The sequence below is a fragment of the uncultured Lactobacillus sp. genome (assembly GCF_947367085.1).
Classification (GTDB): domain Bacteria; phylum Bacillota; class Bacilli; order Lactobacillales; family Lactobacillaceae; genus Lactobacillus.
Window position 1 is genome coordinate 1 of sequence record NZ_CANBCP010000003.1, and the last position, 17,929, is coordinate 17,929.

The window sequence follows — 17,929 nt, forward strand, 5'->3', positions numbered from 1 at the left end:
GGCCGATCAGTCTCTCAACTCGGCTATGCATCATTGCCTTGGTAAGCCGTTACCTTACCAACTAGCTAATGCACCGCAGGTCCATCCAAGAGTGATAGAAATCCATCTTTCAAACTCGAAACATGCGTTTCAAGTTGTTATCCGGTATTAGCATCTGTTTCCAGGTGTTATCCCAGTCTCTTGGGCAGGTTACCCACGTGTTACTCACCCGTCCGCCGCTCGCTTGTATCTAGTTTCATTTGGTGCAAGCACCAAAATCATCTAGGCAAGCTCGCTCGACTTGCATGTATTAGGCACGCCGCCAGCGTTCGTCCTGAGCCAGGATCAAACTCTCATTTTCCTTTTGAAAATGAGCTGTTTATCGTTTAGCTCTAAAACTTTATTTGAGTTATCTCAAATTTATTGCTTGCGAATTGACTTCGCTTTTGTTTGGGATTTTTAAATCCCGCACACTTTCAGCGAAACTTTGTTCAGTTTTCAAGGTACTACCTGAGCTCGCAATGCGAGTCAGCTTTTATATTTTATCACACTCTTTTGATCTTTGCAAGAACTTTTTCAAATTATTTTTTCAAGTTCTTGTTCTCAAAAGCGGCTTTATAAATATATCATCTTGTGTTTGACTTGTCAACTTATTTTTTCATCTTTTTTCGTTTTGATGTTCTTTTTCGTTGCCGTCCCAAACAGCAATTAATACTTTACAGGGAAACCACACTTTCGTCAAGCTTTTTTTTCAACTTTTTTCGACTTTTTTATCACTCCGAACTATCGAGTGCTAATTGCTTTAATTCATTCATATTATTTGCTTTTTACAGTTTAAAAGCACGATCTTCCCAAATATATTGTTCGGCAATTTTTATATCAAAAAAAGAGACACAAGTGCGTCTCTTTTCTTAAATTAATCATTTTGTTGCAACTTGGAATGTTTAATCCCATAAAAACTGTAAACCAAAATCCCAATAACTATCCAAATACTTACCATTATTTTTGTATTAGTTGGAAGCATGACAATAAAGTAAATACTTAATACTCCTGATAAAATCGGTAAAACGGGATAAAGTGGCATTTTAAATCCATCATTTACTATATCTTTTCTCTTTCTCAAGGGAATAATTCCAAAAGAGATAAATGCAAAAGCTATCAATGTTCCCGCATTAATCAATGATGCAAGTTCCATTAACGGAATCAAGCCAGCAAAAAATGCAGCTACTATAGTAGAAATAATTATAGCTTTGTCTGGAATCATCTTTTTAGCATGCACGCTTCCCATTGCATCAGGCAGTAATCCATCTCGGCCTAATGCATAAAGTAAGCGTGAACCACCTAATAACATGGTAATCATTGCTGTAAAAATTCCCACTAATGCTCCTAAAGTAATCAGTTTATTCCAAGCATTCAATCCTACTACTTTTAAAGCATAAGCAGCTGGATCATCAACATTTAAGTATTTGTAATTGACCATCCCTGTCAAAACTAAAGAAAAACTTACATACAAAATTACAGCAATTACTACCGTTCCAATAATGCCTTTGACAACATTTTTACCCGGATTAACAGTTTCTGCTGAGTTTGCAGCTAAAGCATCGAATCCAATAAAGGCAAAAAAGACTGTTGCTGCTGCTGTTGAAATTCCTCCTATTCCCCAAGGAGCAGAGTGGAATTTTTGTGGATAAAATGGCACATAGTTTTCTGTTTTGATATAAAAAGCCCCAATTACAATGAAGACAACAATAATTGCTACTTTTAAGATAACTGCAAAGTTTTCAATTCTCTTAGATAAGTTAGCTCCTTGATACAAAATCAAAGCAACAATTAAAACAATGCAGACAGCAGATATATTAATCATGCCGCCTTCTAAAGGACCCGCTTGAACGGCTTTAGGCAAGTGGATGCCGATAGCGTCTAAAATATTGTTATTAAAATACGAAGCAAAACCGGTTGCTTCTGCTGAGACAGCTAAGAAGTATTCAAGTAATAATCCCCAACCGATTATCCAGCCGATAACTTCACCATATATGACGGAACCAAACGAATAAGCAGAACCAGCAACAGGCATAGCGGATGAAAATTCAGCATAAGCCATACCAACCATTCCTGATACTACGGCTGCTAATAAAAAGGCGATCGCCACAGCCGGACCAGCATGCTGCGCTGCTTCATGTCCTGGCAAAATAAAAATACCTGTACCGATAACCGCCCCAATTCCTAGGGCAACTAAGTCACGCGCATTTAAATGCCTAGTTAATCTAGAATCTGCGCTTAAAAATGAACTGACGGGAACTTTCTTAAAAAAGTCTCTCATGCGTACTCTCCTTAATTTATTTTTAATTATTATACATGATTTCTTTTATTTTGCCATTAAAAATTATAACCAAAGTCAAAAAAAGACCCCCGCTAAATTTGCGGAGATCTTTCAAAGCAGCTATTTCAAACTACTTATCTTCTTTTTTATCAGCTTTTTCTTCTTTTTCAGCTTCTTTGATATCTTTCTTTTCTTGTTCACGGGTGTCTTTATCAAACAAAATGTCTTCCAAAATTTCACCATTTAAGTACAAGTGCTTATCATCGATGCTGAATTTAACTTCTTTAGTATCAGGCTTAGAAACAATCAACTTAGCAGCTGGAGTTTCAAGATCTTGTTCTACAACTCTTCTTAATGGACGAGCACCAAATTCTTTATCGTAACCCTTCTTAGCCAAGTACTTCTTAGCATCAGGAGTAACTTCAAGTTTGATGTTTCTCTTAGCAAGTGATTTTTCCATCTTAGCTAAGTAAAGATCTAAGATCTTAAGCATATCATCGCTAGTTAATGAGTTGAATGGAACAATTGCATCCAAACGGTTCAAAAATTCTGGTCTGAAGTAAACTTCAAGAGCCTTACGTAAAGCATCTTGATCGTCACCCTTTAGTAACTTATCAGAATATCCAGCATTTGAAGTCATAATAATGATTGTATCCTTGAAGGAAATGGTTCTGCCTTGAGCATCAGTTAAACGACCATCATCCATAATTTGAAGCAATGCATTAAAGACTTGTGGATTTGCCTTTTCAATTTCATCAAGCAAAATCAATGAATATGGTTGGTGACGAATCTTTTCAGTTAATTGTCCACCTTCACCATAACCAACATAACCAGGTGCTGAACCAATTAACTTGTTAACAGCCATTTGGTCTTGATATTCAGACATGTCCAAACGTACTAATGCATCTGCCTTACCAAATAGCTTAATTGCCAATTGCTTAGCTAATTCTGTCTTACCAACACCAGTAGGACCAGTAAGTAAGAATGAACCAGTTGGACGGTTAGAGTCTTTGAAGACTTGCTTACGAGCAATTGCATCAGTAATGATATCAATTGCCTTATCTTGGTCAATAACAACCTTCTTTAAGTCTGCAGCCAAGTTAGCGTTCTTTTGAGCTTCGTTAGTGTTGATTTCGCTCATTGGAATACCAGTCTTAGTTTGAATTAAAGAATACATATCTTCAGGAGTAACCTTAAGTTCACTTGCTTTACCTGCAGTCTTAAGGTCTTTCTTCAAATCTTCGATTTGTTTCTTGATCTTAGAAGCTTCATCGTATTTTTCGTCTTTAGCTGCTTCTTTCTTCTTGTCTTCTAAAGCACGGATCTTATTCTTAATTGAAGTTTCGTCTTTTTGATCCATACCTAAAGACTTCTTAGCACCAGCTTCATCCATTAAGTCAATGGCCTTATCAGGTAAGTGACGGTCATTGATATAACGATCAGAAAGTTCAGCAGCAAGCTTTAAAGCTTCTGGATCGTATTTAACATTGTGATACTTTTCATATCTTGGAGCCAAGCCCTTTAAGATTTGAATAGCATCCTTAATAGTTGGTTCAGGTACTTGAACTGGTTGGAATCTTCTAGCTAAAGCTGGATCTTTTTCAATTTGTTGGTATTCACTAGTAGTAGTAGCACCAATCACACGAATTTCACCACTAGCTAAAGCTGGCTTTAAGATATTAGCAGCATCCCCAGAATTGTTTTCTGAATCAGTTGAGCCTGCACCTACAATGTTGTGCAATTCATCGATAAAGAGGATAACATTCTTGTCGCCCTTAGCTTTATCAATAATCTTCTTTAATTTTTCTTCAAAACTACCACGTAGTGAAGTACCAGCAACTAATTCGTTAATGTTTAATTCAATGATGTGTGCCTTCTTTAATTTTTCAGGAACATCACCATCAACAATTCTTTGAGCCAAACCTTCAACAACTGAAGTCTTACCAACACCAGCAGGTCCAGTTAAAACTGGGTTATTCTTCTTACGTCTACTCAAGATTTCAATAACTTGGTCAATAATTGCTGTACGACCAATAACTGGGTCATATTTACCCTTTTTTGCTTGTTCGGTTAAATCAACACCAATTGGCTTTTCTTTTTGTTTGCCATTTTGGGCACCTTGTTGTGGCATTTGACCACCTAAATTTCTTGGTTGATTACCAGACATTCTTGCTCCATCGTTAAAGAAACCGCTATTTAATTCATTAAATAAATCGTCAAAATTGTAGTTTCCATCGTCAAAGTATGCCATGTTCTCTACACACTCCTCAGTCTTAAAAATTTTAGCACTTGCTAAATTTAAGTGCTAACTCTCACAAATCTAATTATAACTCCATCATCTATTAAATCCAACTGTTATGATTTTTATTTTTACCGAAGAATCAAGCTTGTGAACACTTTCAAGAAATTGCTGTTTTATTAATAAATTGCACAAAAAAAGATTGTGAATTATGTATCACAATCTTTTAATATACATATGAATTTACTTTGATCTAGTTATTTTTACTTTTTTGTCTTTTTATGAAACTGTTTTATTTTGAAGTTGCCTGGATTATTTTTAGCAGGATTTTGTTTATCACTGTCCAATAAGTATTGTTCAATTAATTGAACAACCTGCTTATTCTGGGGTAGCGATGAGTGTTGGGCATCTTCGCCTGTCACAGTCATCGTAGTATAGTGCTTAACTTGATTTTGGAAGATATATTTCCCTGCAGCCACACTACTTTCTGGAACTAATCCATCAGATTCATAATTTTGACCGCCGGAGACAGAATACACATCTAGATTAGTAGGAATTTTTTTACGATTTTTAATTAAATCACTCAACATTTCAGTTTTATTATTAATATTTTTTTCGTTGAAGTTAAAAGGTGTCCCTACTGTCATAAGTTTTTTGATAGTAATGTCTGATGAATAATCACTATAGTAATGTTCAATCCAATAAGTCCAAATCAGTCCCCCGTTAGAGTGTCCAAAAGCTTTAAAGTTATTAAACTTATATTGCTGCGATAATCTACTAAAAGCTAAATCAAACCAATCCGCTTGCTTTTTGATATTACTATAACCATCATGATTATTTTCAAATCCAACAACAATAAAGGGTTCATTATCATTTTTATTGATTCTACCGGTATACTTTAATTTTCCGTCGGTTTTCACTTGAACTTTGAGCAAACTATGCTTTTTATAAGTATCTTTGTTTAAAAGTTCCACCAATTCATTGAATCTTTCCGTTGTCGCACTTGAGCCCGGAATCATGATGACGGGAGACATTTGTGATTTACGGCGTTCAGCCATATCTTTATTAACATTTTTCATCCAAAAAAATGTCGGGATCGCAATTATCATTAAAAATACAAATGTACCAATAATAATTAGAATGTTTTTTCGACGATTAGTGAACATATTCAAAACCTGCTTCCTCAGCATTCAAATTCTCTATTTCGGTTTGAACTTTAGCTGCTATTTTTACTACTGGCCAATAAAGCAAAATGTCCCCAGCAAATAAAAGCATACTAAAAATAAGGGCACTCCAATTACCGTTAGTTGCCATAAACGAAACAATCGGGCCTGGTGTTCCTGACAAAACTTGATATGCTGAAGCAGGAATCAAATGAAGCTGAATAAATAAAGCGGCTATTAGCATATTTAAGACAGGAATTAATACATACGAAAACAGGTACATTGGATTCAAAATAATGGGTACACCTACTAGGGCCCCTTGATTAGAGCCAAAGAAAGTTGGAATAAAGGACCAACGTGCTACTTTATTGGTGTTATCGTGCTTATAAACCAGCAAAATAACGATTAATAAGGCAAGTAAAACACCGCTGCCACCAAATTTTCCATAAGATTGATACAAAGCATTTCCCACAAACTTATTTGGAATATTCCAACTTGAGCCATGTTCTAAGGCGTAATTCAAGTTAGCTACATTCGTTCCACTGCCCATATTAGCAGTTAATGAGTTAAGCGGTTCTCCAATTCCAAACCAGTTTAAAAATAAAGCTAATGCCAAAAGTGGAATAAACGTCCACAGATTCAGATTGTTTTGACCTTCGTTTTGAAAGAATTGATACACATTTGATGCAATCATTCGTACCTGAATTATACTAGTGAAAATCCCAATTACTAAGCCGACAAGCAAAGCGATCGCAGTTGGTCTAAATGATGCAAACGCGCGCCACTCTATTCGATCTGAATTTTCTGTATGTTGATGATGAAAATCCACACCCCAAAATCTAAAGATTAGCCCTACTATATATCCAATTACTAAAGCAAATAAAAAACTATGGATACCTAAAAAACGCCAGTTAAAATTCATCGTAATATTAAAATTGGACGTATCTTGAAAGCGATATGCACATAATAACAAGCTGAGCATCCCCGCGATTCCAGCCATTTGAGCATCTTTATGGTAGTAGCGTGCAGTATACTGAGCGCCAAAATAAGCGACCAATAAGCCAAAACTATTAAAAATCACACTTGATAAACCTTGGCTTGCATACCATGCTGCATCAAAAACCGGATCTGGTAGCCAATTATCGAAATAAAAAATATTTGAAATTAAACTATCAGGTGAAAAAACGCTCCGCCACATAAATTGAAAAATACTCCCAATAATGGCTAATGGCATCAGAATTGTCAGTGTTCTTTCAGCGATTCTAAAGAAAGATCGTCTTTTAACCCAAACCACCATTTTAAATATAAGTCTATCTACCATATCAATACTCTTTCTGTACGCTTAAATTAATTACTCTCCATTATACGGTAATATGTTAAGTCAGTTATTAATTTTTTTATTATTTTAATTATTAAGCCCATGTTATAATTATGCTGAAAAAAAGGAGAAAACGATGGCTAAAAAGAATTTTGAACTAAATGATGATACTGCTCACTTACTCAACTACTATTTAAAACGCTCTCAAGGAAATTGGGATGAAGTTATTAATATCGCAATAAAAAAATATATTTGTGACCAATTAAATAGTCAACAAGTTAAAGATGCTCTCCAACATACAGGAAAAGACGCATTTCCTGCAGAAGATGTCTTACGAAATTTTGGTGATAATTGGATGCAAGATTAATATTGATTAGTATGATAATTTAATGTACATTATGAGTAAAACCAAGCTGGCCTAAATAGTCGGCTTTTTTTCTACATCAAAAATCAAAGGAGGAATTTATGCTTAAAAAACGTCCCCAAGATCCAATTCGCTTAATTTGGCTTTTTGCTGGTTCTTTAATCATTAATACCGGGATTAGCTTTATTTGGCCTTTAACTACAATTTATATTCACAATTATTTACACGAAACTTTAACAGTAGCTGGCGTTGTCTTATTCATTAACTCCGCTTTTACTATGGTTGGAAATGCCACAGGTGGCTGGTTATTTGATCGTTGGCATCCCTATCAAACAATTCTAACAGGCGTCAGTATTGCAACTATATCTACTTTACTGTTAGTCTTTTTCCATGGCTGGCCAGCTTATCCTATCCTCTTAGTAACTCTAGGGTTAGGAAACGGAATAGTAGTAACTGGCTTAAATTCAATTGCAACTTTGATCAAAAGTCGAAATGCCTCTTATATCTTTAATGTTTTGTACTTTACTCAAAATTTAGGCCTAGTCTTTGGATCATTAATGGTTGGATTTATCTTACCTTACGGAATTACTTACATTTTCCTTCTCGCTTTTATCATGTTTGCTTTTTTCAATGTCGTAGTCTTATTTGAGTACCGCAAGCTTAATGAAGCACACGAAGGAAAGCGTGAGCAGTCATTCAATTCAGAAGATACTCAAGTGATCCCCAAAGGATCTACTCAAGCAATTACAGCTATTTTATTCTGCGTCTTTGCAGCTTGGATTGCCTATGAACAATGGAATTCTAATATTTCCTCTTACATGCTGTCTCTTCATATGTCAGTGCGTTCATATAGCTTACTTTGGACATTAAATGCCGTCTTAATTGTGACCTTACAGCCATTTTTAACTCATTTTGATGATTGGTTGACTCAGCATTTACATGGCAGATTGTATCTTGGATTTAGTTTATTTGGCTTAGCTTTTTTAGTTCTAATTGGAGCCAAACACTATGCTTTCTTTGCCATTTCGATGGCAACTTTAACAATTGGAGAAATTCTGTCATTCCCAGCAGTTTCAACATTTGTTAATGACCGAGCTAGTGATCGCGACAAGGGCAAATATCAAGGCATCGTGCAATCAATTACTTCTGCTGGACGAGCTTTCGGTCCTTTAATTGGGGCCTTGATTATCGATCATAGTTCTTATCGAGTACTGTTTGTTTTCTGTAGCAGTATTGTTATCATTTCAGTACTTTGCTTTGCCCTAGTTAATAAAATTAACCGAAATAAAAAAGTTGATTAGCCTTGTGCCAATCAACTTTTTTGCTTTATATTTAAGTATAATCTGTACCAAAAAAGCCTAATTCCACCAACATCGGAATCAGGCTCACACAGTGTTAGTACCGTCATTCTGACCACATATATAAAAAGATAACACATTTTCGCTACCGGAGAAAATGACTACCTACATGGCGGTACGAGAAAATATTAGCACATAAAATCAAGTTTAACAACTTTTTACATACTCTTTTTACAGTTATTTAGTAATTAAAATAAACTATGAAACAAAAAATATCTTTAAATACTCTTTATAATATCATGTATGATCACATGGACCCCAATGGCTGGTGGCCTGGTAGAAGCGACTGGGAGGTCATTTGGAGCACTGTTTTAATTCAAAATACGAATTGGAAAAACGTTGCAAAAGTTAATATATCCTTATTTAAGAAAACACAATTTTTACCACAAAACATTTTAAAACTAACCGATCAAGAATTGGCTGATGTTATCAAAAGTACTGGATTTTATACTCGTAAGGTAAAAACAATCAAAATCTTGGCTAATTTTTTCAAACAATATAACTTTGATCTTGAACAAGTTACTTGTATGCCAAAAGACGAATTACGAAATCAGCTGCTAAAGCTTCATGGCATCGGACCTGAAACTTCTGACGTCATCTTAATGTATGCTCTACAAAAAGGGGAATTCGTCGTAGATAAGTATTGCCGGCGGCTTTTTAGCTGCTTAGGAGTTGAATTAGCTAGCTATGATCAAGCAAAAAAACTTATTGAATCGCATCTAGATAATTTCACTTTACGACAATATCAAAATTTTCATGCAATGATTGATATGTTTAACCAAGAATACAAATTACCCAGCCAATTTAAGGATTCTTTTCTTGCCCCTTATCAATTAATCATCCCACACTAAAAGGCTTATATCACTGTGATATAAGCCTTTATTTTAACGAACTAATCCAGCCATTAACTGGTTAGTAATGTTTCGTAAGCCATAATAACTCTTGATTGGATGGTTAGATTGAACAATTAATGCCGATTTACCATCGTTAGAAATACGTGCATAACAAGTATATCCATACCCCATTCCATTAGTTGAATGGAACGTTGAGAAGTTGTAAAATCCGCCGCCGTAATTGCCACCCTTAACGGTGTCACTTGAGCCTTGGAATAATTCATCACGGCTGTGTTTGGTTAAAAGTTTTCCATCAACCATTGCCTTTAAAGCTTTATACAAGTCATGATTACTCATAACTACACTACCAGTACCAAATTCTCCGTGCAATTCATCAACATTAAGAGAAACTGGAACTAAGGTAGTCTTATCATCCGGAGTGTATTGGTAAGAAGTAGCAAAATGAATTTGCTTTAATTTCTTTGGGTTACTCCAAACAAAAGCAGTTTCTTTTAAATCAAGCTTCTTAATAAAGGTATCAGTAAATAGGTCTTCATAAGAACGACCTGTGACTTTTTCTAAAACTCCAGCTATTAAAGCATAGTTAATTGGAGAATAGGTCCGCTTATTATAAAGCTTAGGTAAGAAAACAATATTTTTAATATCGTGTTTGATACCTGCTTGATTATCCTTATATGGGGATATTCCTAAAACAGTCTTTGGCTTCACAGCCAGACCAGAAGTCATCTGAGTCAACTGACGCAAGGTGATTTCATCGGCATGCGGGACTTGTGGGTAAAACTTAGATAATTTATCAGAAAGTTTTACGTTGCCTTTTTGGACCTCACGCATGAGCATAACACCAGTCATTGGTTTTTGAACTGAATCAATCAAGTAACTTGTATTAGCGCGATTTGGCACCTTATTTTCTGCATTTGCCCAACCATTAGCATATTGCAGCGTAGTTTTATTATTTTTAACTACTAAAACAGAACCTTCAAAATTATTGTCAGCTAATGCTTTTCTAATTTGATTATTTTCTTGTTGTTTAGCAGATAGCACTTTAGCTTGCTTGACATTCGTCTTATTGCCCCAAGCTTTAGTGTAATAATAATTATTTAAGTGATAATCAATTGGAATATTTGGTTCTTTCATAAAAGGACGAACATACTGATCGACAGCCAACCAACCATTCCAGCCTAAGTGAATGGTATCTTCCATAAAGAATTTCTTACCACCATCTCTAGATAAGTCAGCAATATTATCAAAACCTTGACTTGTTAATTGCTGTTTAATCTTAGAAACAGAAGTTTGATACATCTTTTGCGAAAGACCAGTGTATTTTGCCCACTTTTCGTTAACTGGTGGAATAACAAATAGCACATTAACGTGTTCTTTTGCAAATTCGTTTAAGACGAGCTCGAAATCAGCACATTCTGGAGATTGAGTATAGTCAAAGTCCTTTTGTGATCCCTTTAAGCGGCCAAGTTCCTTTTTATTCAATCGATTCTTGAAGAAACTATTCGAAATTCCAAATGGATTGCTGGAAGTAGCGGCCTTACCTTGGGCATTAGCTTCTTGACGCAAATTATCGTAAGCATAAGTACCTGGTAATTTGTGAGCTGCATTTTGAATTTTAGGAACATTATTCGTCAATTCCATAGAAGAAAAGAAACTATCTTCGTTAGTTAAAATTCTTCTGCGAGCTTTGAGCCACAATACCTGCTCTTCTGAAAGCTTCTTACCTGATGCTAGTGTCATTAGCGCATACTTGGTTGACTCACTAGAGTTACCTGAAGGCATATCCAAAAGCCGTCTTGCCGCATAACGCGTTGCAACACTATCTTTGGCATTTAAAATCCAATTAACTGCTTGAAGTTGTGAAAAGTACATCCCAAAAGCAGCTGCATTTTGGCCTTGTTTAGTAAACCATTGTGGAGAAATTATAAACACAGCCTTTTTATTAGCTAGCTGGTTTACTGTTTCTTGCATACTAAAAAAGTGTGTCAAAGATTGACTACCAGGCCCACCTAATAAGAAAGGGCGATAATCTCTTTTATATTTATAAGCCAAGACACTTGGGTGCATAGGGTCCATACGTGATAATTCACTGGATCCGTAAAATGGGACATATTGTTTTGAAAATGCAGCCTGTTTAATTTCTTGACCTTTAAAAACGTTTTGAGACTGTGAAACCGATGCTTTAAAAAGTAGCTTATCGGATTTCACGTTGCGATGCCATGGTATTAAAAATAGCAAGGCAAGCAAAATAAAAGCACATATAACTGGGCCAAAAATTTGCCACAGCTTGCGTTTATTACTCATTTCTTAAACTTTCTACCTTTTCAATAATCTTATTAGGAGTAGACCATTCGTCACGGTTGAATTCTGAAACTGGTGCAGTAATACCGGTTTTTTCTTGTAATTCAAGCAGCATTTGAACAGTTGCCATTGAATCCAATAAACCACTATCAAATAAGTTATCGTCCATTTGATCGCTTAAATCTTCCCCAGTTAATTCATTTAAAATATCTAAAACTGCTTCTTTTGTATCCATAATAATTAATACCTCTCAAATAAAACTAAATCTTAATTCCTAGTGGAACCATAATGTGTCCAAGAATCCTGAGAATAGCAAGAAACTGAGACAAACAACATTAAACGTTAAGAATATCGCAAAAGCTTCCGTAAATTTATTATGCGGGATTTGTTTGCGATGCTTACGTTTAAACCTTAACCAAATATCATTAATAATAATTGCTAAGGCATGGTAAATACCATATACGATATAATACCACGTTAAACCATGCCAAAAGCCCATAATTAAGAAATCTACTAAATATGCAGCTTGTGACAGTCTGATTCTATTTTTAATTAATTTATGCTTCATTGCAAAGAATGTGAAACGCATAAATATAAAATCACGGAACCAGAATGATAAAGTCATATGCCAACGATTCCAGAAATCTTTGATGTTTTTGGAAATAAATGGCTTATTGAAGTTCATTGGGGTTCTAATTCCCATAAAGTAGGAAGTTCCCACAGCAAATAATGAATATCCGGCAAAGTCAAAGAATAAATACATACTGTAGCAATACATATAACCAACTAATGCCCAGGATAAACGTAATCCTCCATTAGCATGGCCATAAAGTATTGCTGCTTTTGCGACTTGTGGCAACCACAAAGTCCCAAATACATATCCAATAATAAATTTGTATAAAAATCCTTGGAAAATGTAACGTGTTCCTAAACGTAAATTTTCTATATATTCTTCTCGTTCTGGAGCTTTGTCACAATCTTTTTCAAATCGACGATATCTATCAATAGGACCAGATGATAATGTTGGATAAAATAGCAAAAATCTAATATAAGTAATTGGATTGACTGTCTGAATTGTCTTATCTCGAAGCTCCATTAACACTTCAACTGTTTTGAAAGTTAAATAAGAAACTCCCATAAATCCAATTAAACTAGCTACTTTTCCATGCATGTGCGGTGCAATTTTTACCAAAGTCAATGGCGCAATTGCTAAAATTACCGCTAGACAGAAGACCCAAGTTTTATTTCGCCCAGATTTAATATATTTTTGATAAGCAAAGGTGAGCACAAATTGAAAAACAATATAAGCGATCAGTTGCACACCCTGGATCCAATCCTTACCATCAAACATCAAGAATAAAAAGACTAAAGAAAACAATGCTTCATAAGTCTTAAATCTCTTACCGTAATATAATCCGATAATTAATGGTAATAAGGCTACAAGGATAATTATAAAGTAACGCGGATTGGTATAAGGCTGTAAGTTAATCACGCGTTATTTACCTCCTTAATCACTTGTTTAATGTCCACTTTACCGTTTTGAGAAATTGGCATCTCTTCACGGAAAATAAATCTTTGCGGAAGCATGTAAGGCATGATGTCTTTTGATAAATCTTCACGCAATTTTTTACTGAGTTCGCCATCAGAATACTTTCTACGAACTCCAGAAGCTAATTCAACTACTGCAACTAATTGTTGCACTTTGTGATCTTTATTATATTTAGGAGCAACTACTCCGTAGCGAACAAGTGGATTCTTAGCTAAATAGAAGTTAATTTCTTCAAGTTCGATACGATATCCATTAAATTTAACCTGAAAATCGATTCGACCACGATAAAAGAGCATATCACCATCTAAAAAGCCTAAGTCACCTGCGCGATAACTAGGGTAATTATCAGCGTCATTTTGATAAAAGGCAGCTTTAGTTTTATCAGGATTGTTCAAATATCCTTTAGATACGCTAGGGCCGCTGATGACAACTTCACCTTGGTTTTCAACTTCACCTTTAGAAGTATCAATTGAAATTTTCGTATCTTCTTTTGCTACACCAATTGGCAAACGGTCATACTTGTTTAAAATATCATCAGTAATTTCTACTTGAGTGACGGCAACTGTGGTTTCAGTTGGACCGTAAGTGTTGTAAATATGACTGTCTGGGAATTTCTTTTTGAGCATCTGAGCAGTCTTATGACTTAATTCTTCCCCACAGAAAAGAAAATGTGTCAATTCAGGATGGTGCTTTTGATCAAAAGTTGGATCTAAGAAGCACATTTCTGCAAATGAAGGTGTTGATACCCACACATTAAAGTGCAATTTTGGTAAAGTTTGAAAAAGCTGACCAATATTTTCAGTCACTTCATGTGGTAATACAACTAATTTACCTCCAGCAGTTAAAGCTGGATACAAACTCATCACTGACAAGTCAAAAGAATATGGTGCTTGAGCTAAAAAGCTTGGATTTTCAGGTAATTTAAAATCACTAGCTTCCCAGTTGACAAAGCTAAGTAAGTTATCGTGACTAATTTGGACACCCTTAGGTTTACCAGTAGTTCCTGAAGTAAAGATGATATAAAAATTATCGTCACCTTCTACAAAATTAGCTGGATCTATTTCAAAATCACCATCAACTACTTGCTCAGGCTCTAAAATTTTAATATCTTTCATTTCGATTGGAAGCTTATCAATTGCAATTACAGCAGGAGATTGAGAAACTTCTTGAATCATAGTTAAACGTTCACTATTTGAATATGAAGCAATCGGAATATAAGCATGGCCTGCTTTGACAGCACCTAAAAAGCTTGCAACCATCTCAAAAGTTTGGCCACCCCAAATCATAATTGGGGCTTTGTCTGCTAAGTTCAATTCTTTGATTTTAGCTGCATATGCATCAGAACGTTTTTTCAAATCACCATAAGTATTCGTCTTTCCTAAATACTCATAAGCAATTCTATTAGGATCATCACTAGCAATTTGATCGATTGCCTTGATTACATCTTTAATCATTATTTTTAGCTACCTCTTTAACTTAGAAATCCTTATAAATAAATTTAGCTCCGCCAATTCCACTGTATGAATAGAGATAGACGAGCACTAAAAGTATGGCGAAATAAAAAATTGTTTTAGCAATGAACCAACCGATTCTTTTTGCTGTTGAATCTTTGATTTCAACTTTAGGTTTTTGAGTCATCTTTTCACCTCAGAACTCTTTTTCTAAATTTTACAACAATTTTACAAAAATCGACAATTCTTTAGAAAATTTTTGCAAAATTCTTTTATATAGGAAGTCGCATTGGACTAATTATAACAAAAACTAGCCTTATTATATATTTCTCACGTCATTTTGAAGCTTTTTTACTCTTGAAATAAACTATCGCCACAAAAATAGCCTGAAAAATGGACGTGAAGAAAAAGGAAAACAACAAGATCCACAAAACTCGGTTCGAATTATGCCAAAAAGGTTCTTTGCTCGTTGTTAAAGTATAAGCAGAAAATAAAATAATAATAATCAGATGGACTAAAAATATTCTCATACCTGTCAATTGGTAAAACATTAAAACACCAAAAGCCGATAATAAGCCACTCCAGCCCGCCACTTTAACCCAAAATTCAATTCTATCTTTCCTCATAATCAACTCCCTAATAAAGCATTAATATTAGCTGACAAGATGCGGTCCATTTTCATAATATTATTTTTCGCATAAGGCTTAGCACCTGATTCAAATAACATTAATAGCTGACCGTCATTTACATAAATTTGTTCCAAATAAGGTGGCATCACTACTACTTTTTCGGCATTCTTTTCATCTAAACTATCTAAAGCGGTGATTGGAAAGAAGAAAAGTTTTGAATCTTTGCTTCCATATGATTGACTCAAAATTACGTAGTTTTGATAAAAAGCTATTCCTTGAATCTGTTGATCCATCGCTGCGCTTCCTGACCCTAAAGCCCAAGATACTTGGCCGGTGACAGCCTTAATTTGATCACTAGTAATTGTACCTTTAAATGGCTTTTGCCTTGCAATAGGATAGGATGCAATTTGACCATTTTCAGATTGATTAAAAAATCCAACAAATAACTGATCATCGTAATATGTCACACAAGATGCTCTTTGAATTGTCGGCAAGCCAATCACATGATCATAAGCTATTGGTTTTTTATTCTTCGCAAAATCATATTTTTCAAGCTTCTTTAAAGAAAATGACATCAAAGCTGACTGATCTTGTTGACTACCAGTAATCCAAATATTTTTAGCTACTGGATCGTAAGCTATTCCACCTAAGTGAGGGCTCCCACTAACTTGAACAGTTTTAATATATTTGCCTGTTTTTTTGTTTAAAACATAAATTACCGAGCGGTGCTGGTGCTGACTATCGTAAGCTGTAATCAATAAATACTTGCCAGCAATTGTTAAGCCTTGCGGAACCATAGAATCGGTTGAATTTACTTTATTTGTTTGAAAATTAAACGATCGTGTAACTCTTTGTCCGGGAATTATATAATTAGCTCCAACTTTGCTTGTCAATGGACTTTCAAAGGCTGCTTCATAAACTGCAGGATATTTGTCTGAAAGTTTTTTCTTGAATGCTGGAAAACTATAGTGGCCGGCGCTAATACTGGTGCCGTCTTTAGCTTTAACTAAAATTGGCTTGGAATAAAAGCTGGCTTGAGCCTGACGGTTATTTTGATATCTTTCATATAAATAATAAGCGCCTGCTGTAAGTCCCCCTAGCAATAAAAGGACGAAAAAGAGTTTCAGTAATATCTTTGATTTTTTCATTTTTCCTCCCTCTATGTTTATTTTATGTTTGTTTTTTGATATATAAATTAATAGTATCTTGAAAAGCGCTGTCAATCCAAGTTATTCCACCACTTTTAGTAATACTTTTTAAATCAAAATCTTATCACTTAAGAAATTTTATTAATTTTGGTCACAATTTGTTCACATTTAATCTATAATATATAAAGCATAGCAGATGGATAACTTCCTGAAGCTATTTAGCATTAACATCCAACTTTTTATTTTCATTCTTACTCCTCCAAGTAGATTGAAATTTGTCAGTTTGTTACTGACCAAAAAATTATCCCATTTTTAAGCCGCGCACCTTGCGCGGTTTCTCTTTGTCCAATTTTTGATTTATTAAGCTATCTTTATAATATTTAAGCTTTTTAAGAAATTTGGTCACAATTTATTCACATTTAGACTCTAGTATATAAACCATAGCAAGAGGGAAACAATCCTGAAGCTATTTAGCATTAACATCCAACTTTTTATTTTCATTCTTACTCCTCCAAGTAGATTGAACATTTTGTCAGTTTAATTACTGACCTAAATTATCCCGTTTTAGACCTATGCACTGCATAGGTCTTTTTTGTGCACTATTATTTTAATAACATTGCTTTTTTCCTATAATATACATATACAAATAAATTATTTTAGTCGTTTTTATTTTTGGAGGGAAAATGTTCTCACCCGCTATTCAGCACCTCATTGAAGAAAAATCTGGTGCTTTTCTAATTCCAGCTTCGCGGATTGCTTTTGTTCAAGAAGATAATCCTCTTTATCACGCATTCTTAATTTTAACCAAGGTGAAATATGCAAAAATCCCTGTCTTAGACAGTAAACAGCGTGTTGTCGGCCTACTCAGTTTAGCTATGATTACCGATAAAATGCTGACACCAGATGATATCACGATTGATGCATTATCTGAGTTAAAAGTTAAAGATGTGATGCAAGTAAAATTTGATACTATTAATATGGTCCAAACTGAACTTGAAACTCAGCTTCATTTATTAGTCGATAATGCATTCTTGCCTGTTGTTGATGATGAGGGAGTTTTTCAAGGATTATTAACTCGCCGTGAATGGATCAAAGCTTTTAATTATGTCGTTCACAACATCGATCATGAGTATCAACTTATTCCTAAAAATAAGCATCACTTATCTTGAGTAAGAAAGTAATTTCACTTTTATTTTTTAGTGTTAAACTATGAATACGTAAAGTGAATTTATATATTAATATTGGAGGTATCTATA

At 34.7% G+C, this 17,929-nt stretch carries 14 protein-coding genes and 1 rRNA gene; 4 read left to right on the forward strand and 11 right to left on the reverse strand.

Features of this window, described 5'->3' with window-relative positions:
- The 5 genes from Q0Y70_RS00815 to Q0Y70_RS00835 all read right to left on the reverse strand — a co-directional run.
- Window positions 1–340: ribosomal RNA gene (locus tag Q0Y70_RS00815) — 16S ribosomal RNA — on the reverse strand; the annotation flags it as partial.
- 555 nt (window positions 341–895) lie between these two features.
- Window positions 896–2,299 (reverse strand): APC family permease, encoded by a 1,404-nt coding sequence (locus Q0Y70_RS00820; protein ID WP_297815372.1) that lies wholly within the window; start codon window positions 2,297–2,299, stop codon window positions 896–898.
- 130 nt (window positions 2,300–2,429) lie between these two features.
- Window positions 2,430–4,550: an ATP-dependent Clp protease ATP-binding subunit gene (locus tag Q0Y70_RS00825; RefSeq protein WP_297815375.1), complete on the reverse strand. Its 2,121-nt coding sequence runs from the start codon at window positions 4,548–4,550 to the stop codon at window positions 2,430–2,432.
- Window positions 4,551–4,801: 251 nt separating this feature from the next.
- Complete coding sequence (locus Q0Y70_RS00830; RefSeq protein ID WP_297815377.1) at window positions 4,802–5,704, reverse strand: alpha/beta hydrolase; 903 nt, start codon at window positions 5,702–5,704, stop codon at window positions 4,802–4,804.
- Window positions 5,694–7,022: a PTS transporter subunit EIIC gene (locus tag Q0Y70_RS00835; RefSeq protein WP_297815379.1), complete on the reverse strand. Its 1,329-nt coding sequence runs from the start codon at window positions 7,020–7,022 to the stop codon at window positions 5,694–5,696. The genes Q0Y70_RS00830 and Q0Y70_RS00835 overlap by 11 nt, the downstream gene beginning before the upstream one ends.
- A 133-nt stretch (window positions 7,023–7,155) precedes the next feature.
- On the opposite strand from Q0Y70_RS00835, the gene Q0Y70_RS00840 reads away from it, so the two are divergent.
- The 3 genes from Q0Y70_RS00840 to Q0Y70_RS00850 all read left to right on the forward strand — a co-directional run bounded on the left by Q0Y70_RS00840 (window position 7,156) and on the right by Q0Y70_RS00850 (window position 9,592).
- Window positions 7,156–7,386 carry a hypothetical protein gene (locus Q0Y70_RS00840; RefSeq protein ID WP_297815381.1) on the forward strand — a complete coding sequence of 77 codons (231 nt, stop codon included), beginning with the start codon at window positions 7,156–7,158 and terminating at the stop codon, window positions 7,384–7,386.
- A 98-nt stretch (window positions 7,387–7,484) separates the two neighbouring features.
- Window positions 7,485–8,684 (forward strand): MFS transporter, encoded by a 1,200-nt coding sequence (locus Q0Y70_RS00845; RefSeq protein ID WP_297815383.1) that lies wholly within the window; start codon window positions 7,485–7,487, stop codon window positions 8,682–8,684.
- Between the two features lie 257 nt (window positions 8,685–8,941).
- Complete coding sequence (locus Q0Y70_RS00850) at window positions 8,942–9,592, forward strand: endonuclease III domain-containing protein (RefSeq protein WP_297815385.1); 651 nt, start codon at window positions 8,942–8,944, stop codon at window positions 9,590–9,592.
- A 33-nt stretch (window positions 9,593–9,625) separates the two neighbouring features.
- Here Q0Y70_RS00850 and dltD read toward each other — a convergent pair whose 3' ends face one another.
- The 6 genes from dltD to Q0Y70_RS00880 form a co-directional block, all read right to left on the reverse strand.
- Window positions 9,626–11,899 carry a D-alanyl-lipoteichoic acid biosynthesis protein DltD gene (dltD, locus tag Q0Y70_RS00855; protein WP_297815387.1) on the reverse strand — a complete coding sequence of 758 codons (2,274 nt, stop codon included), beginning with the start codon at window positions 11,897–11,899 and terminating at the stop codon, window positions 9,626–9,628.
- Window positions 11,892–12,131, reverse strand: a complete 240-nt coding sequence (dltC, locus tag Q0Y70_RS00860; protein WP_008471549.1) for a D-alanine--poly(phosphoribitol) ligase subunit DltC — start codon at window positions 12,129–12,131, stop codon at window positions 11,892–11,894. The genes dltD and dltC overlap by 8 nt, the downstream gene beginning before the upstream one ends.
- A 39-nt stretch (window positions 12,132–12,170) precedes the next feature.
- Entirely contained in the window at window positions 12,171–13,388 is a 1,218-nt protein-coding gene (gene dltB / locus Q0Y70_RS00865; RefSeq protein WP_297815389.1) for a D-alanyl-lipoteichoic acid biosynthesis protein DltB, read from the reverse strand.
- Window positions 13,385–14,899, reverse strand: coding sequence for a D-alanine--poly(phosphoribitol) ligase subunit DltA (gene dltA, locus Q0Y70_RS00870; protein ID WP_297815391.1), 1,515 nt, complete (start codon window positions 14,897–14,899; stop codon window positions 13,385–13,387). The genes dltB and dltA overlap by 4 nt, the downstream gene beginning before the upstream one ends.
- A gap of 22 nt (window positions 14,900–14,921) precedes the next feature.
- Window positions 14,922–15,083 (reverse strand): teichoic acid D-Ala incorporation-associated protein DltX, encoded by a 162-nt coding sequence (locus tag Q0Y70_RS00875; protein WP_297815393.1) that lies wholly within the window; start codon window positions 15,081–15,083, stop codon window positions 14,922–14,924.
- A gap of 441 nt (window positions 15,084–15,524) precedes the next feature.
- Window positions 15,525–16,673, reverse strand: a complete 1,149-nt coding sequence (locus tag Q0Y70_RS00880; protein ID WP_297815395.1) for a YncE family protein — start codon at window positions 16,671–16,673, stop codon at window positions 15,525–15,527.
- A 683-nt stretch (window positions 16,674–17,356) separates the two neighbouring features.
- On the opposite strand from Q0Y70_RS00880, the gene cbpB reads away from it, so the two are divergent.
- Window positions 17,357–17,842, forward strand: coding sequence for a cyclic-di-AMP-binding protein CbpB (cbpB, locus tag Q0Y70_RS00885; RefSeq protein WP_297815397.1), 486 nt, complete (start codon window positions 17,357–17,359; stop codon window positions 17,840–17,842).
- Window positions 17,843–17,929: the final 87 nt, after the last annotated feature.

Coding starts and splice junctions, on each gene's coding strand:
- Q0Y70_RS00820 (WP_297815372.1), bottom strand. CDS start 2,299: ATGAGAGACTTTTTTAAGAAAGTTCCCGTCAGTTCATTTTTAAGCGCA.
- Q0Y70_RS00825 (WP_297815375.1), bottom strand. CDS start 4,550: ATGGCATACTTTGACGATGGAAACTACAATTTTGACGATTTATTTAAT.
- Q0Y70_RS00830 (WP_297815377.1), bottom strand. CDS start 5,704: ATGTTCACTAATCGTCGAAAAAACATTCTAATTATTATTGGTACATTT.
- Q0Y70_RS00835 (WP_297815379.1), bottom strand. CDS start 7,022: ATGGTAGATAGACTTATATTTAAAATGGTGGTTTGGGTTAAAAGACGA.
- Q0Y70_RS00840 (WP_297815381.1), top strand. CDS start 7,156: ATGGCTAAAAAGAATTTTGAACTAAATGATGATACTGCTCACTTACTC.
- Q0Y70_RS00845 (WP_297815383.1), top strand. CDS start 7,485: ATGCTTAAAAAACGTCCCCAAGATCCAATTCGCTTAATTTGGCTTTTT.
- Q0Y70_RS00850 (WP_297815385.1), top strand. CDS start 8,942: ATGAAACAAAAAATATCTTTAAATACTCTTTATAATATCATGTATGAT.
- dltD (WP_297815387.1), bottom strand. CDS start 11,899: ATGAGTAATAAACGCAAGCTGTGGCAAATTTTTGGCCCAGTTATATGT.
- dltC (WP_008471549.1), bottom strand. CDS start 12,131: ATGGATACAAAAGAAGCAGTTTTAGATATTTTAAATGAATTAACTGGG.
- dltA (WP_297815391.1), bottom strand. CDS start 14,899: ATGATTAAAGATGTAATCAAGGCAATCGATCAAATTGCTAGTGATGAT.
- Q0Y70_RS00875 (WP_297815393.1), bottom strand. CDS start 15,083: ATGACTCAAAAACCTAAAGTTGAAATCAAAGATTCAACAGCAAAAAGA.
- Q0Y70_RS00880 (WP_297815395.1), bottom strand. CDS start 16,673: ATGAAAAAATCAAAGATATTACTGAAACTCTTTTTCGTCCTTTTATTG.
- cbpB (WP_297815397.1), top strand. CDS start 17,357: ATGTTCTCACCCGCTATTCAGCACCTCATTGAAGAAAAATCTGGTGCT.